Source organism: Streptomyces sp. NPDC000229, from assembly GCF_040300825.1.
Classification (GTDB): Bacteria; Actinomycetota; Actinomycetes; order Streptomycetales; family Streptomycetaceae; genus Streptomyces.
Map to the genome: position 1 here is coordinate 1 of NZ_JBEPEL010000120.1, position 16601 is coordinate 16601.

At 68.4% G+C, this 16601-nt stretch carries 12 protein-coding genes and 6 pseudogenes; 8 read left to right on the forward strand and 10 right to left on the reverse strand.

Annotated elements, in window-relative coordinates; genetic code table 11:
* A pseudogene (locus ABT360_RS33355) lies at positions 1–290 on the forward strand (hypothetical protein); the annotation flags it as partial.
* A gap of 197 nt (positions 291–487) precedes the next feature.
* A complete protein-coding gene (locus ABT360_RS33360; RefSeq protein ID WP_351825095.1) occupies positions 488–904 on the forward strand; it encodes an ester cyclase in 417 nt (138 codons plus the stop codon).
* A 197-nt stretch (positions 905–1101) separates the two neighbouring features.
* Here ABT360_RS33360 and ABT360_RS33365 read toward each other — a convergent pair.
* A pseudogene (locus ABT360_RS33365) lies at positions 1102–1361 on the reverse strand (transposase); the annotation flags it as partial.
* A 565-nt stretch (positions 1362–1926) separates the two neighbouring features.
* On the opposite strand from ABT360_RS33365, the pseudogene ABT360_RS35460 reads away from it, so the two are divergent.
* From ABT360_RS35460 to ABT360_RS33385, 3 genes and pseudogenes are all read left to right on the forward strand, one after another.
* Positions 1927–3454 (forward strand): annotated as a pseudogene (locus ABT360_RS35460) (ISL3 family transposase).
* Between the two features lie 61 nt (positions 3455–3515).
* Positions 3516–3731 (forward strand): DUF4259 domain-containing protein, encoded by a 216-nt coding sequence (locus ABT360_RS33380; protein WP_351825101.1) that lies wholly within the window; start codon positions 3516–3518, stop codon positions 3729–3731.
* A pseudogene (locus tag ABT360_RS33385) lies at positions 3728–3871 on the forward strand (hypothetical protein); the annotation flags it as partial. The gene ABT360_RS33380 and the pseudogene ABT360_RS33385, both read left to right, overlap by 4 nt.
* A gap of 363 nt (positions 3872–4234) precedes the next feature.
* On the opposite strand, the gene ABT360_RS33390 reads toward ABT360_RS33385, so the two are convergent.
* Positions 4235–5281, reverse strand: coding sequence for a hypothetical protein (locus ABT360_RS33390; protein ID WP_351825104.1), 1047 nt, complete (start codon positions 5279–5281; stop codon positions 4235–4237).
* A 447-nt stretch (positions 5282–5728) separates the two neighbouring features.
* On the opposite strand from ABT360_RS33390, the gene ABT360_RS33400 reads away from it, so the two are divergent.
* Positions 5729–7084 (forward strand): tetratricopeptide repeat protein, encoded by a 1356-nt coding sequence (locus ABT360_RS33400; RefSeq protein ID WP_351825107.1) that lies wholly within the window; start codon positions 5729–5731, stop codon positions 7082–7084.
* A gap of 32 nt (positions 7085–7116) precedes the next feature.
* Here the strand turns inward: ABT360_RS33400 and ABT360_RS33405 are convergent, their stop codons facing one another.
* The 7 genes and pseudogenes from ABT360_RS33405 to ABT360_RS33435 all read right to left on the reverse strand — a co-directional run bounded on the left by ABT360_RS33405 (position 7117) and on the right by ABT360_RS33435 (position 14027).
* Complete coding sequence (locus ABT360_RS33405) at positions 7117–7893, reverse strand: hypothetical protein (RefSeq protein ID WP_351825110.1); 777 nt, start codon at positions 7891–7893, stop codon at positions 7117–7119.
* A 1238-nt stretch (positions 7894–9131) separates the two neighbouring features.
* A complete protein-coding gene (locus tag ABT360_RS33410; protein ID WP_351825113.1) occupies positions 9132–9470 on the reverse strand; it encodes a helix-turn-helix domain-containing protein in 339 nt (112 codons plus the stop codon).
* Between the two features lie 88 nt (positions 9471–9558).
* A pseudogene (locus tag ABT360_RS33415) lies at positions 9559–9765 on the reverse strand (tyrosine-type recombinase/integrase); the annotation flags it as partial.
* A 96-nt stretch (positions 9766–9861) separates the two neighbouring features.
* Entirely contained in the window at positions 9862–10542 is a 681-nt protein-coding gene (locus ABT360_RS33420) for a hypothetical protein (RefSeq protein WP_351825116.1), read from the reverse strand.
* Positions 10543–10596: 54 nt separating this feature from the next.
* A complete protein-coding gene (locus ABT360_RS33425) occupies positions 10597–11607 on the reverse strand; it encodes a DUF6192 family protein (protein ID WP_351825119.1) in 1011 nt (336 codons plus the stop codon).
* A 576-nt stretch (positions 11608–12183) separates the two neighbouring features.
* Positions 12184–12501, reverse strand: a complete 318-nt coding sequence (locus tag ABT360_RS33430; RefSeq protein WP_351825122.1) for a hypothetical protein — start codon at positions 12499–12501, stop codon at positions 12184–12186.
* Positions 12502–12534: 33 nt separating this feature from the next.
* Positions 12535–14027: pseudogene (locus ABT360_RS33435) on the reverse strand (NF041680 family putative transposase).
* Positions 14028–14379: 352 nt separating this feature from the next.
* On the opposite strand from ABT360_RS33435, the gene ABT360_RS33440 reads away from it, so the two are divergent.
* Positions 14380–15222 (forward strand): IS5 family transposase, encoded by an 843-nt coding sequence (locus tag ABT360_RS33440; RefSeq protein WP_351825125.1) that lies wholly within the window; start codon positions 14380–14382, stop codon positions 15220–15222.
* A 30-nt stretch (positions 15223–15252) separates the two neighbouring features.
* On the opposite strand, the gene ABT360_RS33445 is transcribed toward ABT360_RS33440, so the two are convergent.
* On the reverse strand, positions 15253–15675 hold the full coding sequence (locus tag ABT360_RS33445; RefSeq protein ID WP_351825128.1) for a DUF6924 domain-containing protein: 423 nt from the start codon (positions 15673–15675) through the stop codon (positions 15253–15255).
* Between the two features lie 163 nt (positions 15676–15838).
* Between ABT360_RS33445 and ABT360_RS33450 the strand changes: the two genes are divergently transcribed.
* Positions 15839–16495 (forward strand): SMI1/KNR4 family protein, encoded by a 657-nt coding sequence (locus ABT360_RS33450; protein WP_351825131.1) that lies wholly within the window; start codon positions 15839–15841, stop codon positions 16493–16495.
* Positions 16496–16601: the final 106 nt, after the last annotated feature.

Sequence of the window (16601 nt, forward strand, 5' to 3'; positions counted from 1 at the left end):
TCCGTCTTCCTGACCAGAGTGTCTATGGGCCACCACCCCACTCACACACCAGCTTCACCGAAACGGACACAGCACCTAAGGAACTGCCAGAGCAGGAATCCGGCATCGGTATCCCGGACGCCGCCTACGAAATGATCAAAGAGGGTATCGATGGTTTAGTCGCCAACCTTCCCGACCCACAGCGCCAGGTCATCACCCCGTGCGTCCTTCAGGACATGAGTCCGGAGCACGCGGAGGAAGCGCCTTGGCCTTGGGAGGACGGTGAAGCGCTACATTCACGCAGCCATTAAGAACCTGGAGAAGTCCGTGAAGGGGTTCGCTGATCCGAAGGAAACGGTCAGGGCTTCCATAGTGCCGGTGGGGTGAAGCCGAGGTGGCATCGGCGTGGCGGCGGTGCCGCACTGAGATCTGGTCGGAGACGCTGTCCGCCGGAGATGGGTGCCGACGAGAAGGCAGCGTCCAATGGCATTGACAGGGAGATTGCTACGTGTCCGCCGAGACCAATAAGGCGCTGGTACGCCGGTTTTTCGAGGAAGTGCTCAACGGGCGGCGCATGGAGCTCGTGGACGAGCTGGCCGCGATGGACTACCAGGAGCACGACCCGCTGCCCGGGCAGCGCGAGGGGCGTGAGGGGCTGAAGGATCGAGTGACCATGCTCGTGGAGGGGCTAGCACCCACCTTCAGCATTGACGACATCATTGCGGAGGGGGACCGCGTCGTCGTCCGTTGGACCAACAGTGCTACCCACTCCGGGACTTTCCTGGGGATTCCCCCGACGGGACGATCATGCCGCTTTGCCGGAGTCGACATCTTCCGGCTGGACGGCGGCCGGCTCGTCGAGCACTGGCACGTCGTCGATCAGCTCTCCATGCTCCAGCAACTGGAGTTGCTCCCGTCACCCTGAGCGTCACGCTGGTGGCAGCGTTGATGAGCAGCTGGGTTGTTGTCGCAGCTGGCCTGTCGTGGGGGTGTGACAATTGGGTCGGCTTGAGGGCCCGGTGACCTCTTGGTGGGGCTGCTGACCGTCAGTGCGAAGGTGATCAGTCGCGTTGTGCCTCGTGGGAGGTCGGCTGTCCGCTTCTGCGGGAACTTCGGTGGGTGACGCCTGGTCATAAGGATGATCGCGGCCCAGGTGATCAGCGACTCGGAGTGCTGGATGAGCCGTTCGTAGTCGCGGGCGTGTCGGCGGGCATGCATGACCCAGGCGTGGAAGCGTTCGACGACTCAGCGGCGGGGCAGGACGACGAACCCGGGGTGTTCTTCGGGCGGCTGACGATCTTGATCGTCAGGTTCAGGTATGTCTTGGCCCAGGTCACGAGCTGTCCGGCGTAGGCGGAGTCGGCCCAGACGATGGTGATCTCGGAGCTCACGCAGGCAGCCTGATCACTGCCCCAGCGGTGGCCCGGGCTCGTCACTCAAGATCGACAACATCGCGGCGTCACGGCCATAGAGCCCCTGGGGCCGGGGACACATACTCACAGCCCACTGTCCGTTGTCCCGCAGCCGGGAACAGCACTTCGACAGTGCGTACCCCACTCGCCGAAGGCAAAGCCCACGGGTCCATTCCCGCATGCGCGGTGAGCAGGGCTCGAGCGCGAGCGTCGCCACGTTCCGACACAGCCATCCCCACCAGCCTGGGAAGCAAACCCGCGCTGACCACACCTCAGTCCTGCTGGGTCCATCCCCGCGTGTGGGGGGAGCAGGCGGGTCGGGGGGGGGTGATCCGGTAGGCAAGACATCCCCGGGTGGACGGTGGGAGGGCATCGAGCGGGCGGTTACACCCGGTGACTTTATCGACCAGTAGTGGTTCTGGCTCGCTTTCCGTGATGCGCGCACGCTGAGTGACGTCTGACGCTTCGATCAGGCTCCGGGAAGTTGCCTGAAAATGACCAGAGCCGATCTTGATGTGGTCAACAGTGCGGCGTCGTGGAAGAGCCTTCGCCCCGTCTGGAGGGCCTGTTGTTACCGTCCATCGCGGACGTGTCGGTGCTGTCGCTGGATGTGAGCCACGAGGCGATACGCATCAACGTCTGCAGTACGGCGGCCGGGGCGACATGCCCGGACTGTGGGAGCGAATCGACCCGGGTGCACAGCTCTTACCTGCGGTTTCCTGCGGACGTGCCGAGTGGGGGACGTCTGGTGGTCCTACAACTGCGAGTTCGGCGGTTCTTCTGTCCGGAGTCTTCGTGTACTCGGCGGACGTTCGCTGAGCAGATGCCGGGGCTGACCCGGCGGCACAGCAGGTGGACGGAACGCTTGCGTTCGACTCTCGCCGCGGTGGGTCTTGCCCTCGCCGGCCGGGCTGGCGCCCGGATGGCACGGGCCTTCGGGGTGTCCATCAGCCGCAGCGCGGTGTTGCGGCTGCTCGATGCATTGCCCGAACCAGACGTCCTGGCCCCGTGGGTGGTTGGTGTTGATGAGTACGCCACACTCAAGGGACGGGTCTACGGCACGGTGCTCGTCGATGTCGAGACGCGTCGGCCGGTGGATCTGCTGCCTGACCGGGAGGCGTCCAGTCTGGCCGCATGGCTGGCGAAGCGACCCGGCATCGAGATTGTCTGCCGGGACCGCGCGCCGTTCTTCGCGGAAGGCGCCACAGCCGGGGCGCCCCAGGCGACGCAGGTCGCCGACCGCTGGCATTTGTGGCACAACCTCGGGGAGGCTGCTGAGCGGGCTGTCGCCCGCCACCGCCAGTGCCTTCGCGTCCTGGTCCCCGATCGCGAGGGAAAAGCCGACGACCCGGCCCCGCCCGAGGAGAAGGCGGGCTCTCCATGGCGGAGCGAGCGGTTCGCCAACCGTGTCCGAGCCAGGCACGCCACGGTTCACGCGCTGCTGGAAGCTGGCCACAGCCGCCGTTCCATCGGGCGGCAGCTGAACATGACCCACCGCACCGTCAAGAGCCTCGCCGACGCTGCCAGGCCGGAAGACCTCTTCCGCGGCCAGTGGCAGCACAACAGGACCTCCGTTCTCGACGAGTAAGCCCTACCTGGACGAACGTTGGGACGAGGGCTGCGCCCCTGCGAGAGAAGCGGACTTCGCCACGGCCGGTCACCGCGCAACCGCCGGCACCCCGCGTGGTGACGAGATGGATTCTCAGCCGACCCGAGACGCTGACCGAGACCGAACAGCTCCGGCTCAAGGCCGTCCTGGCCAACTGCCCTGACTCGACGCCCTGACCGGTCACGTCCGGTGCTTCGCCCACATGCTCACCGAGCGCCAGGGCGAACGTCTCCCGCAGTGGCTCGACGCCGTCCGCCGGAACGACCTTCCCAGCCTCCACACGCTCGCGGCCGGCATCAACCGCGACCGCGACGCCGTGATCGCCGGCCTGACCCTGCCCTGGAACTCCGGCGTCGTCGAAGGACACGTCAACCGGATCAAGATGCTCAAGCGCCAGATGTTCGGACGCGTCGGCTTCGCATTGCTCCGCAAGCGGGTCCTCCTCGCCCCGTGACCGATGTCAGTGGCTCCTGGAACCATGCCTTCGTCAGAGACAGCCGTGTCAGGAGCCATGCATGGGAACGTGGGGAACCGGTCCGTTCCACAGCGACCTCGCCGAAGACTTCGTCGATGGACTTGAGGGGCTCACCCACCAGCAGGTCATCGATGTGCTGGAGCGGGCGTTCCAGCGAGTCACCGACTCGGGAGAGCGCGTCGATGGCGGAGACGGGGCCGAAGCCGTTGCCGCCGGCGCTCTCGTCGCCAGCACCCCCCGGACAGCCCCATCGTGATTGACCCCGATGACGGCCCCAGGGAACCGCTGCCCGAACTGCCGGGCTCGCTTCGCGCGTCGGCGAGACTCGCACTGGACCGGGTTCTCCAGGACGGATCAGAGATGGCGACCGGCTGGGTGGAAAGCGCCGAAGCCGATCAGTGGCGCCAGGAAGTGCGACAGATCCTCCAAGCACTCGAAACACCCACTGATCACTATTTGTTACCGCTTCACGGGAGTCGTGCCAGAACCACTACTGCTCGACAAAGCCACCGGGCCATGTGCGCAGCTCCGGGATGCGGCGTCGCAGGCGGTGGTGGCGGCCCCGCGCCACGAGCGGACCTGCGCCGCCGGCCTCGGCCAAGCCGCCTGACACCGGGCTCGGCCGGTGACCGTCGTGCAGCGGCTCGGCTAGGGCCTGTCGCTTGGATCACCTGGCAGTTGGCCAGGGCTGCTGACTGGAGAGTCGATCGCGGTGCCGATTGTGGCGTGCGCGTCGGCGCGGAAGACTTCCGCAAGACCTCACGGGACCAGTTCGATGTGGGGGTGGGACGGGTCGGCCGGGCAGGCGTGGAGTTGGAGGTTGTAGCCGCCGACGATGTCGATGAGCGTGAAGTTGCCGTCCTGGGCGCCCAGGGGAGGCGGGGCCGGAGTCGTCCGTTCCTCCTCGGCGATCCAGGTCCCGCTACCGCCGTCCCATTCCCAGGAGGCGATGGTGAGGAGCGGGACCTGCTTGGTGCCGCACTCGGGGCAGGGAAGGGGCTTGGGGTCGGTGCGGCTCCAGCAGGTCCAGCCGCCGGTCTTCCAGCCGGGCGCGGTGGAGAGGTTGTTCAGGTAGAGCTCGCCCGGATCGTACGCGTACGTGTTGTACCGCGCGGGGTCGATCGACTCCCAGCGGCTCATGTCGTCCAGCTGGTCCCGAAGCTCCTTGTCCAGGTCCGAGGGGTGGGGGTATTCGGTGACCTGCTCCGGTGAGAACAGGCACGGCTGAGGGAGGTAGCAGTCCCGCTGGACGATGGGCGGCTCGGGCGGTGCGTCGAGAACGTCGGTGACGGTGGCGGAGGAGCGCCAGAACAGTGCGGTTTTGGGGCTGGCATGTTCCGCGTGGTCGAAGGGGCACCACAGGACCTGGAGGAGGTCCGTGTCGGGCGGGCACGGGAAGGGAACGTCACGGGCGTAGAGCTGGGCTACAGGGAGGAGGGGGACCGGGCCGTCGAACCACGGGCGGCCCGCGAGCCGCTCCCAGGTCGCCCGTTCCTCGGGAGTCCACTGTGGTGCCTCGGGGTCGAGGCGCAGCCGTTCGGCCGCTGCGGCGCGGTCGTGGCGGAGGAGCCGGACGTCGTCCGGTGAGTGGACCACCGGCGCCGCGTGCCGGTCGTGCGGCTCGTCGCAGTGCGGCCACGGCTCGTCGGCGGGCCACAGGAGCGGCCCGCCGACGGAGCTGTCGTGCACGGTCGGCGACCCGGGGCGCGGGTGCAGCCGGGTTGCCGTGCGCGCCAGCGGGGCCAGTTCAGGGAAGAGCGCGGTGATGTCGAACGGCCGCGGCGGGGTGGTGAATATGGCGTTCATAACGGTGATGCTGCCAGCAGCGTCTGACAATGGCTGTACCGATCCACGTTGGTGATCCCGCCGACGGGTTACGGTACCGGCTCGTACGTCACCGTCGCCCCTTGGGCAGCGGGCGACCGCGGCTGCCAGGGCCTGGCGTTCGGCGTCGTCGACGGTGAGCTGCCAGCGCAGCTTCGTGGCGGTCCAGTCGGCAAGGTAGGCGCAGTGCTGCCCGGTGGCCGGCGGCATCCACTGGGCCGGGTCCTGGTCGGCCTTGGACCGGTTGGTCTTGGCGGCGACGGCGATCAGGGAGCGCTCGGCGTCCAGGTCGTTGGCGTACGCCTGGCGCCGCGCCGACGTCCAGCCGCTCGCTCCGAGTGGCGGGGAGCGTCATTCCAACTGTGCTGTATTCGAAGCTGTCGGTGGTGTCGGGCCTGGCGTCAGGGGCGAGCGCTATGGTGCTTGGCCGTGGACGCTACTGATCTTGACTACCGAGCCCGGACGCGATCCGGCTGCATCCCGCCGGAGCTGGTCTCGCGGCTGCTCGAACGAGGCCATGCCGACGTGGTGGAGCTGCAGGCCGGACGCGGGGAGTGGTTCTGCGCGCTGGCGTGGGCGCGGGTGCTGGGTGAGCAGGGTCGAGAGGCCGACGCGTTGGAGGCGCTCGCCCCGTACGTGGCGACGGGCTGGTGGACGGCTGTTGTCGCCGCGGCCGAGTTGCTGGAAGGCTGGGGCCGCATCGACGAGGCGATCGAGATCAGCCGGATCCGCATGGAAGCCGGGCACCCGATGGCTTTGAAGGCCTACACGAGGCTGCTCGCCCGGCACGGCCGCGCCGAGGAGGCGTTCGATCTGCTCGTGCCGTACGTCGACGACTGGGTGCTCGCCACCGCCCTGGTCGACGTCGCCTCCGTTGCCGGCCGCGACGAGGAGGCCGCCGCGCTGCTCGCCGGCCGGACCCGGGCCGACCACTGCTGCGACGGCCCGTGGTGCTGCCGCGGCCTCGATTCCGACATGGCGCTCGGCCTGCTCGCGGCGATCCGCGAGCGCCAGGGCCACATGGATGAGGCCATCGCTCTGCTCCGCCGCCGACAGACCACCTCAATTAACAGCCGAGACCAACTCGCCGACCTGCTGGCCCGGCACGACCGAATCGAGGAACTTCGCGCCTACGCCGCGCTGGACGGGCATGAGGAGGCCGTACAGCGGCTGGCGGAGCTGCTGGAGGAGGATGGCGACGTGGAGGGCGCGATCGCCGTATACGGGCAGGCCGACGGCCCCGCGACCCGGGACCCGAACTCGGCTTACAAGCTTGCGCAGCTCCTGGCCCGACACGGACGTGGTGGAGAGGCGATCGCCGTGATGCGCGCCCAGGCCGACGCGCACCATAGCGACGACTGGATTCTCCACGCCTTGTCCGAGCTGTGCCTCGACCAGGGCCGCCCCGCCGACGGCCTGGCCCACCTGGATGCCCTCGACGCCCAGCGCGGGGGTGAGGTCGAGTGGGAGCTGTTCTGGATGCGGTTGCCGCTGGTCGCCGCCTGCAGTGGGGTCGACGAGGCGGTTGAACGGGCCCGAGCCCACCCCGAAGGCAACACCTGGTACGCGGCGGAGCACATTGCACACCTCCTCGCCGGTGCCGGGCGCACCGAGGAAGCCGTTACCGTCCTCCAACAGCACGCCCACAGGAACAGCCATGACCTCGCCGGCTACCTCGTCGACCTCGGCCGCGTTGAGGAGGGCCTGGCCCTCCTCGTCCACAGAAGCCCCCCGCCACCGCTCGTGCCGACGACACACCTGTGGTCCGACGAGCCACCATTCTGAAGCCCTGACCGAGTGCTGGCGATGACGACCCATCACTCGATGGGTGGTGGGGCCGCCTTGCGGGTGACGACAGCCAGCACCGGTGGGCCACCGTCCCGAATCGACATACGGGCTTCCAGGTAGGCGGTCCAGTCGGTGGCCGCGCGGCGCCGCCAGTGCTCGGCGGTGACGGCGTGGAGTCCGAGCAGGGGTGCGAGGACGGCTGGCGGCAGGTCCTCGGCGAGCTGGACCAGTGCGGTGGTGCGGGCCGGCCGGATGGGGATGTGGTGGGCGGCCAGGCGCCGGGCGAGGGCGGCGGAGGAGATGTGCTGGCCGGGGCGGGTGCCGGGGAAGAGCCAGTGGCGTGGTGAGTTCGCCGCCCAGTCGGAGGGCGGCGACTGGACGACGAGTTCGGCCAGGAGGAGCGCGACGGGTTCGGGCAGGCGGATGGGAGTTTCGGCGAGGACGAGCACTGGGTGGGAGTCGACTTCGCTCAGGGAGGTGGTGGGCAGGGCCGCGATGCGGGTGAGGTGCTGGCCGAACAGGAGGAGTACCGCGCCAGCAGCCCGGACATCGAGGGGGAGGGCGGTGTCGGTCAGGCACTGGTGGAGGAGCTCCCAGTGGGAGTCCTCATCGAGGCGAACCGGGTCCTTCTTCGGACGGTGGGGCACCAGGAGCGGGTGGCTGTGGCCGCGGCGCGCGGCCCAGACCACGAAGTCACGGACTTTGTAGCGCGTGCTCGGAGCGTCGGCGAGCCAGGCGTCGACCTGGTGCTGAGTGACGTCCGCGAGACCGAGTCCTTGCTCGCGCATGGCGGTGAGGAAGGCCACGCAGTGTTGATCCGGGTGTAGGCCCAGCGGATGCGGTGCTTCGAGCCCGCGGGCCGCGGGCTCGCCCTGCGGGCGCGGGGTAGCAGCGACCACCGGAGGTAGGGGGACAGGAGCAGGGCGTGTTCGGGGTGGCGCTTCACAGTCCGGGCGAGGTGGCGCTCGATGCGGGCCACGAGTTCGTCCCGCTCGGGCAGTACTTGGTAGGTGACCGGGATGCCGCGCAGGTAGTCGATGGTCTGCGCGTCGCCGCGGCCCACCTCGCGGGCAAGGCTGTCCAGGTCCTGGTGGGTCGGCGTTCGTTCGGCGGCGGCGAGGTCGGCAAGGAGCCGGGCGGAGTGGGAGTTACGGACCCAGTTCAGTACGGTCCTCGGCTGGTCGCAGTCGGTCAGCGCGGCCCGCATGGGCTCGAACCGGCTGCACGCCGCTGCGGGCACGGCGTCGAGGAGGGCGTCGAGCTGGTCGTGGAGGGTGCAGCGGTCACACAGCCCTCGCACCATGTAGGAGCGCGGATTTTCGCAGCGTGGGCAGGCGTACGGGTCGGTGTGTCCCGCGCACGGGCCGCAGACGCGGCGGCTGTCCCGCTGGGCGATCAGCACCCGGGTCCGTTCGCACGCCGGGCAGGTGCCGGGGGTGGTTCGGGCATGGCGGTAGCAGGGCTTGCAGACCGGGCCGAGCGGCCGGCGGGCGCACACTTCGGCGTTGGCGGCGCACAGTGCACAGGGCGCTGACGGCCGGGGCCTGCATGTGGTGCACGGGTCCAGGTGGGACGGTCTGCCGCATGCCGAGCAGGACCGGGTCGCGGCGACTTGGCGACGTCGGCACGGCGCGCACGTCTGGTGCGAGGGTCTCGCCCGGGTCTCGCCGCAGGCCGCGCAGGGCCCGATGTTGCCGCGATTCGCGAGGGTGCCTTCGCAGCCGAGGCAGACCCGGCCGCCCGGTACGACCCGTCGCAGCGGGCGCACGCGCCCGCAGCGCAGGCAGGCTGCAGGCCTGACACGGGGAACGCACGGCCTCGGTGAGAGCCGCGATCAGCGCCTGCACCGAGCGCGGCGCATCCGATGCGCCGCTGACCAGAGCATCGGGGTGCCGGCGCAGGTGATCGCGGATCCGCGTGCGCTCGGGCGGCGTCATGTCGGCCACGATCCGCGCCGCGTCGTCGATCGACAGGTCGGGGAGGAACGCGGTCATTCGGTCGGCGAGTTCCACCCACTCCGATGGCGGGCCCGCGCGCCGCCTGCTCACAGGCCGTCCGGGCGCCGCACCCGTACCCTCCTCACCGGCGGGACGGCTCCGGTCGAGCTGACGGTTTCCCCCGAGGCCGTCGGCTTGGCGACGTGGCGCCGGGCCTCCTTCACCGTGATCAGATCCGCTGGCGAGCAGTCCAAAATCCCGCACAACGCGGCCAGGGTGTCCATCGACAACCGTTGTGGGGGCTGCGTGACCAGCCGGAAAACCTGCTCCCGCGACAGGTGCCCCCCGTACTCCGCCAGACGTGGCACCAGGTCCGTGGTCTGGAACATGTCCCGCTCGGCCATGAGCAGCCGCAGGTTCCACTCGACCCCCGTCCGCTTCATCACCGCGACCCGTTCCCTTCCCGCCCGTGCGCTCCAGCCGCCGTGCCAACGATGCCTCCAGCAGCCGGTTGCGGTACTCGTCCGACACCCACGTGTACAACGCCGTCGTCGACGCATAGGCATGGCCGACCTGCTCCTGCACGAAGCGCTCCGGATAGCCGAACTCGATCAGGTGTGTGATGTAGGTGTGCCGCAGACAGTGCAGTTCCAACTCCTCGGGTAGTCCTGCATGGTCCCGGGTCTCGGTGAACACCTCGTCGATGCGCCGCACGCCGAGCCGCCCGCACCGCTCCGACATCCACGGCGCAGGATGGGCGCCCGGCGAGAAGGAACCGCGGACCTCGCCCGCCCACTCCTCCAGCACCGGGGACGATCCAGTCGACCTCCGGCACCGTCAGCAGTGTGCGCCGCTTGGGCGGACTGCCCCGCGAGGCCTTCCCGAACCGCACTTCCAGCGCACCCAACCGCCCATATGCCTTCGCTCTGGCGTTGTGACGCAGATCCGATATGTCCAGCATCGACGTCTCCCGCCGCCTGGTCCCGAATGCGTAGATCTGCTTGACCAGCACCGCGTCCCGCCACGCGGCAAGCACACCTTCCGGCGGCGCTTCTTCGCCTGCTCCACCCGGTCGTCCGCCGCGTCGAACAACGCCTGCAGCTCGTCGTAGGTCAGCGCCCGGCGTCCGGGCCTGCCTTCGAACTCTGCGACGTGATCGGCGGTGTTCCAGGCGTGGCACACCTGGACCGGGAACTGCCCGAACGCCTCCTCGCAGGCTGACGCCCACCCGTAGCGGCCGTCGGTGACGAACGCGCAGAACATCTGCAGGTCACCCTGCTGCCCGCGCACTGTCGAGTGCGCCAGCGGATTCTCACCTGACATCTGATAGGAGAAGTACGCCTCGGCGTCCTCCGGTGTCCACTCCCACGGATAGATCCCCGTGAAGAGCGCGAATCGCCGCACCAGACTCAGCCGGTCCTCGATCGTCTTCCTCGCCAGCAACCGGCTCCGCTGCTGTTGCTCCCGACCCGACAGCATCGCCTCGAACATCGCCGGCGCGGGATCCAGCGCCCGCACGTTCCCCGGGACCACCAGCCGGAATGCACCCGGCACATTAACTGCCCGCACGACTCACTCCCACAGCTGCACCTGAAGGAGCTGGGCCAGTTGCTCGTCCAGGGTGAACTCGCCGTTCTCAACTGCGGCTTCGCGCCAGTCGGCCGCGGCCCGGACCTTGGAGATGCCGCGGCGGACGGTCTCGCGCTCGTCCTCGCTGAACTCCTGGCCCCTCATCCTGGGGACCAGGCGGCCGAGGGCGGCGACGAACTGGTGGCAAGAGCCGACCAGGTCCAGGTATTCGATGGTGTGCTCGATCTTGCGGACGGCCGGGGTGCGTTCGCGGATCGTCTCCCGGACCTGGGCGGAGTTGTCGAACTGGGCCCGGTTGACCAGGAAGCGGGCGGTGTCGTCCCGCATCGTCTCCCTCGCAACGATCGGCCGCTTGAGCAGGTCGGTGGTCACCTGCTTGGCGACGTCGTCGTCCCGGGTGAGCTCGCGCACCACGCGGACGCGGTCGTCGGGGGTGATCTGGGCGGCGGCGGCCGGCCGCGACAGCAGGTCGACTGTCACCCGGGAGGCGACCTCTTCATCGCGAGTCAGGTCGGTGACGGCCTGGACCTTTTCCTCGACCGTCACCGGCCGGTCAACCCGCTGCCCGACCAGCCGTTTCGCCGCGTCCGGCGTCCACTGCCGCTTCCCCGAGCGCGAGTTGAAAGGAGCGTCCTCAATCGCCGCCCACCGCTCGTCCTCGTCCTGGATCGAGGCCAGGATCTTGTGGACGGTGAACGACACGCCGTCCTTGCGCTTGGCCTCCGGCCAGCGCGAGGCGGTCCACCGCCAGTCCTCGACCGTCGAGCGGGCCACCCCGATGTCGTCGGCGAACATCTGCAGCGACTCCTCGACGGTGAACAGGTCGTCGGTGCCTTTGGGCATCGACCCGCCGACCGGCCGCATCGGCTCGATCTCCAGAGCCTTGTCACCCAGCGCGAACTGTGCCTTCGCCATCTGGTTGCTCAGTTCGCGGGCTTCGGCGACAAGCTGTTCGTAACGAGTTCGAGTGACGTTGCCAATCCGGTCTGACACGATGATCACCGCCCTCACCCCGGGCCGGACCAACCACCCGATGGCGGCTGAATGAGGGGTTCCGGCCCAGGCCGGCTTCCACCGTGACGCGGACCCGACATGACGGGGCAGAGCGTGAACCAGGGGCCTCGAAGCACCGGTCGCCCGCCCCTGAAAACCATGCAGAGCGGCTGCGACCTGTGATGTCAGCGTGCCGTTCGCCTACGGCGTTTCCGAAACACCGTTGCGCGACGCCTGCCTCTGACGGCAGGCACGGACCCGGCACCGCGACGAGCAGTAGACGGCCGACCGCGACCGCTCGAACCCCACCGTCCACGACCGACCGCAAACCGGGCACTCAGCCTGATCACCACGCTGCATCAAGGCCACCCGCTGCCGAGCACGCCGAAGCCTCCGCCACCGCCTCGACCTGCACCGGCCCGAGCAGAACACCGCCTCCGCCGCCATCGACGACGGAAGCGGATCACCACTCTCCCGGCAGTACCGCCGACCCACCCCGCCAGACGCCACAAACCAGATCATCCAGCCGTACACACCTCACGGCCAGAGTTCAAAAACACGCTCTGAACTTGTCGTTTAACCAAAGGCGTTCGGCGGGGACGCGGCAACGGTGACCTGGGCGGTCCAGGACCCGGGTTCCCGGGGCGGATCCCAGGTCACGTCGACGCGCGCTTCGTGGAAGTCGTGCGCGAGTCCCACCACCATGGCCGCCGAGGCGGCCCGTGCCTCGGCTGGGCCGGCGTTGACCGGAACGTCGGTGAGGCGCCCGCAGTGCATCCCGCCGTCCACGGTGAGGACACTGTGGCGCCAGCCTTCCGGCGTCGCGAGCAGGACGATGCCCTTCGGCATGCCGAAGGGAGGTCGCCTCTTCTTCTCCCGCTTCCGTCTCACCATGGAGCCATCCAACCTGGTCGGCTTCCTGACGATTCAAGCGGGCGGGACTTCAGGTGTCCCGCGGCGGGGCTTGGTGCCGACTTTGTGGTGGGCGGGACGGCTGAACGCCTCGCCGGTGGCGAGGGCTCGCCCGACATCGTGACGGGTGGCCGGTTGCTGGTTCTTCGATCCTGGCGGCCTGCCTGGGCCGGGGCGGGATGGTTTCGGTGCACCAGCCGGGGAGCCGGTCTTCGCGCGCAGGTTCCTGAACACTCTGCGGACACGGGCGGGCGTGAGCCTGTTCGGCTCGGTCGGCTTCTCCCAAGGCCTGCGGAGGTCGGTGGCCAGCGGCCGAGCGAGCCGGAGCTGGGCATAGGCAGAGATCACGAGCCAGGTCCACCGGTCGGCCGCTTCCGAACTGCGGAGTTGGGGCTTGGTCCAGCCGAGGGTCTGCTTGAACAGGCGCTATGTGTGCTCGATGTCGAAGCGGCGAAGGAAGGACTGCCAGCAGCGGTCGACGTCCACTGTGGTGGCGTTGGTGCCTGACCACCACAGCCAGACCGGCTTGTTGACCCCGCCGCTGGGCAGCTTCTGAACGATCAGACGGATGACAGTCCCTTCGATGAGCGGCAGCGGTCCGTCGTGGTCGAGCCATGCGGCCCGGCGGGTCAGCCGCGGGTGCAGCCGGTCCCTCGCCTGCGCGGTCGCCTTCCCGTAGAGCCGAGTGTCCGTGACCGTCACGGCCTGCTCGGTGCCCCAGGTTGCGGGTCGCCGAAGACGAACTCGCCGCCGTGCTTGGGCGGCCGGCCGCCCCTGGGGTTGGCCAGGTGGAACTCTTCGCGGGAGGGTGTCGGACGCCGCATCACCCGGTCTGAACGGAGCCGGCCGAGGATCTCGACGGGCAGGTCACCCAGCAGGTGGGCGATGCGCGGGGCGTCGTGTCCGGCGTCCAGCACGACCAGGACCCCCGGGTCACCCGGCCGCCACTGGCCCGCGGCGACAAGCCGCTCGATGACCTCACGGATCTGCACGGTGGTCACCGCGGCGACGTCGGCGCCGGGCTCCAGGCGGACCGCGTCCAGCACCGCCGTCCAGGACGTGCGGCCGGTCTCCAGCGCGGCCACCACCGAGTACGGCCAGCCGGGCACCATCTGATGCTTGCCCTCACCCCGCCCGAAGGTGTGGCAAAAGGCCCGGTCAGCACACGTGTTGGCGTCCGGTCGCAGCCACGGCGAGACATCCACCGCCAGCACGAGCCGACCGTCCGCCGCCCGTGGCAACGGCACCCCAGCCAGGGCCCGGGGCAGCCGGGCCACGTCGATCCGGCCCTGGTTGAGTCCGCCGTACAGGGCTCCGTGCCCACGGCGGTGCTCGGGAGCGAGCGCGAGATCGACCAGCGTTCGCACCGGCCCGTCCGTGCACAGCAGCGCGTCGCACAACTCGAACAACGCGTCGCCCCGCGCGGTCATGCACGCGTACAGCTCCGACCGGAAGTGTGACACTTCCGCGAACGCATCTCGCAGGACGCTCTGATGCACCAAACTCACGACCACGGCCTTCGCGCTGATCCACTCTGTGACGGAGCACAGGATCAGACGGAGGCCGCCTACGTGTCCGCTGAACTGCGAAAACGCCGATCAAGTTCGAGCCGCGTTCGACGCCGGACCGTAAATGACAAGCTGAAGAGTGTTTTGCACCGACATAGGTGGTTCGCTGCCATTTAGGTGGTCGATCGCTTCGGGTCGGCTGAGGCGGTGGGCGTCTGTTGTGGCAGACCGGGCGAGGGATGGTCTCCGGGGGTCCGTTTCGGTTGCTTCGCTCCTGTCTGATCCCAACACACCCCCGGTCACACCTGTTTGCGCCCTGTGGCGGGACGTTGGGCATCGGTACTACAGAAACATGCCTCGCAGACAGCGGCCGTATCCGAGTGACCTGTCCGATGCTCGTTGGGAACTGCTGCAACCGACTCTGACGGCCTGGCGGGCCGGACGGAGAGGGAAGGGTCTGGATATCGGCCGGCCGCCCGAGCACGACCTGCGCCGAATCATGGATGCCATCCTCAACGTTGACCGTACCGGGATCCCGTGGCGCTACCTGCCGCACGACTTCGCCCCATGGGAAACCGTCTACGGGTACTCAGCCGCCTGGCAGAAGGACGACGTCTTCGACCAGCTCAACGGACTCCTGCGACGACTGGTCCGGAAAGCCGAAGGCCGCGAGGCCGAGCCCAGCGCCTGCATCCTCGACGCCCAGAGCGTCAAGACCTCGGCCAACGTGCCCGCGGTCGGCCAGGGCGTCGATGCGGGCAAAAAGATCGCAGGCCGCAAACGTCACATCGGCGTCGACACCGTCGGCCTCCTCTTGGCCGTACTGGTCACCGCCGCCAGCGACTCCGACAACGTCGGCGGCATCCACCTGCTTGCGAACATCGCCGAAGGTCACCCCCGCGTCACGAAGGTGTGGGTCGACACCGGCTATCGCACCAAGGTCATTGGCCATGGCGCTACCCTCGGCATCGACGTCGAGGTCGCCCGCCGCGATCCCGCCCAAAAGGGCTTCAAGGTGATCCCGCGGCGCTGGGTCGTCGAGCGGACCTTCGGCTGGCTCATGCACCACCGCCGCCTCGCCCGCGACTACGAGACCCACCCCCACCGCTCCGAAGCCATGATCCGCCTCGCGATGATCGACCTGATGAGCCGACGGCTCACCCACGAATCCACGCCGAACTGGCGCGGTACATAGCTCGCCCGGATGGGCCTCAACAATAAGGCGTCAGCCCTCGTCGAAGCCGCGGAAGGTCCCTGATCCATCAGCGGCGTCGGCGAACTCTGCAAAGTCCATGTTGGCGATGCTGAGGTTGGCTGAGATATTAGGGAACCACCGAGCGGGGACCCTGAACGTACGCCCAGGCTCGTCCGAGAGGTCCACGGCCAGGAGTGTGTGACCCGGATCGTTCATCGTGGTTGCGTCTGCCAGGAACAGGTAGACGATCTGGTCGTCTTCATCCGCAGCAACCTCTTCATCCAGCAATGCCTGGACCTCCACGCCGGCAAAGCGAAGCTCGCTGACATACGTGGCAAGGGGATACTCGCCGGCAGCGTCGAGTGCGGCTCGAACTGCATCCCAGGCTCCCTCGTCACTAAAGTCGGTACGCAGGACCAGCGAGGTCAGATCGTCGGGCTGAGGTAGAGGCATCTTGTGACCCTCTCACCCGGCGCTGACACCGACCGTCTCCAGAGCAGGCACTGAGGACCGGCGAAACTCCTCAAGCAACCGGGCGATACCAAACACCCCCACCAGGACAAAACGCTCTTTGAGAGGCCGCCCGATGAGAAGCGTCCGCGTTACCCTGCCGGGTATGAGTGAACAAGACTTCGCGGTGGCGGCGTGGGAGCGTATCGAGGGGTGGATTGTCGAGCGCGCTCCGGCGTCTGCGGCGCTGTTGCGTCCACCGGCCAGCGATGCGGACGTTGATGCCGTGCAAGAGGCGATCGGGGTGGTGTTTCCGCCTGCTTTGCGGGCGTGGTACAAGCTGCACGACGGTATAGATGATCCGGGGACCGGCAAGAGTTGGTGGCCTGCCGGGTTTTTGCCGGGCGCTCAGGGCTGGTACCCGCTGGAGACCCTGCGGGATGCCTATACGGTGCAGACCCGGGACCAGGAGCGCGAGCCGGGACGTATTCCATTCTCTTGTGTGGTGGGGGATATGTGGCACGGGCTCTATGTCGACGCCCGACTGGGGGAGCCGTCTTACGGAAGTGTTGGCCGGTGGTTCGTGGACCGTGAGCCGGAGCTCCTAGCGGATCCGGTTGCGGGGTGGCCGCTTCACGCGTGGCTTTCCCGGATCGCGGATGCGCTTGAGCAGGGCCGCTGCCTCGTCGGTCCGGATGGGAATCCTGATGAGGACACCTGGCCGGCGTTGACCGAATGCGGTGGCCTGGTGTGGGTGGCCCCTGATGAGGAGCCTCACTCGCCGGCGGGACGAGTCCTTCTGGGCGGCGGTCCCCTGTCGTAGGGAACGCGAGACGGCCCGGCGAGATGATGCTCTCGCCGTTGCGGGACACATGTTCTAAAGACAGAAGCGCACCACACCGCACCACATGTCCGACCTCCTCGAGGCC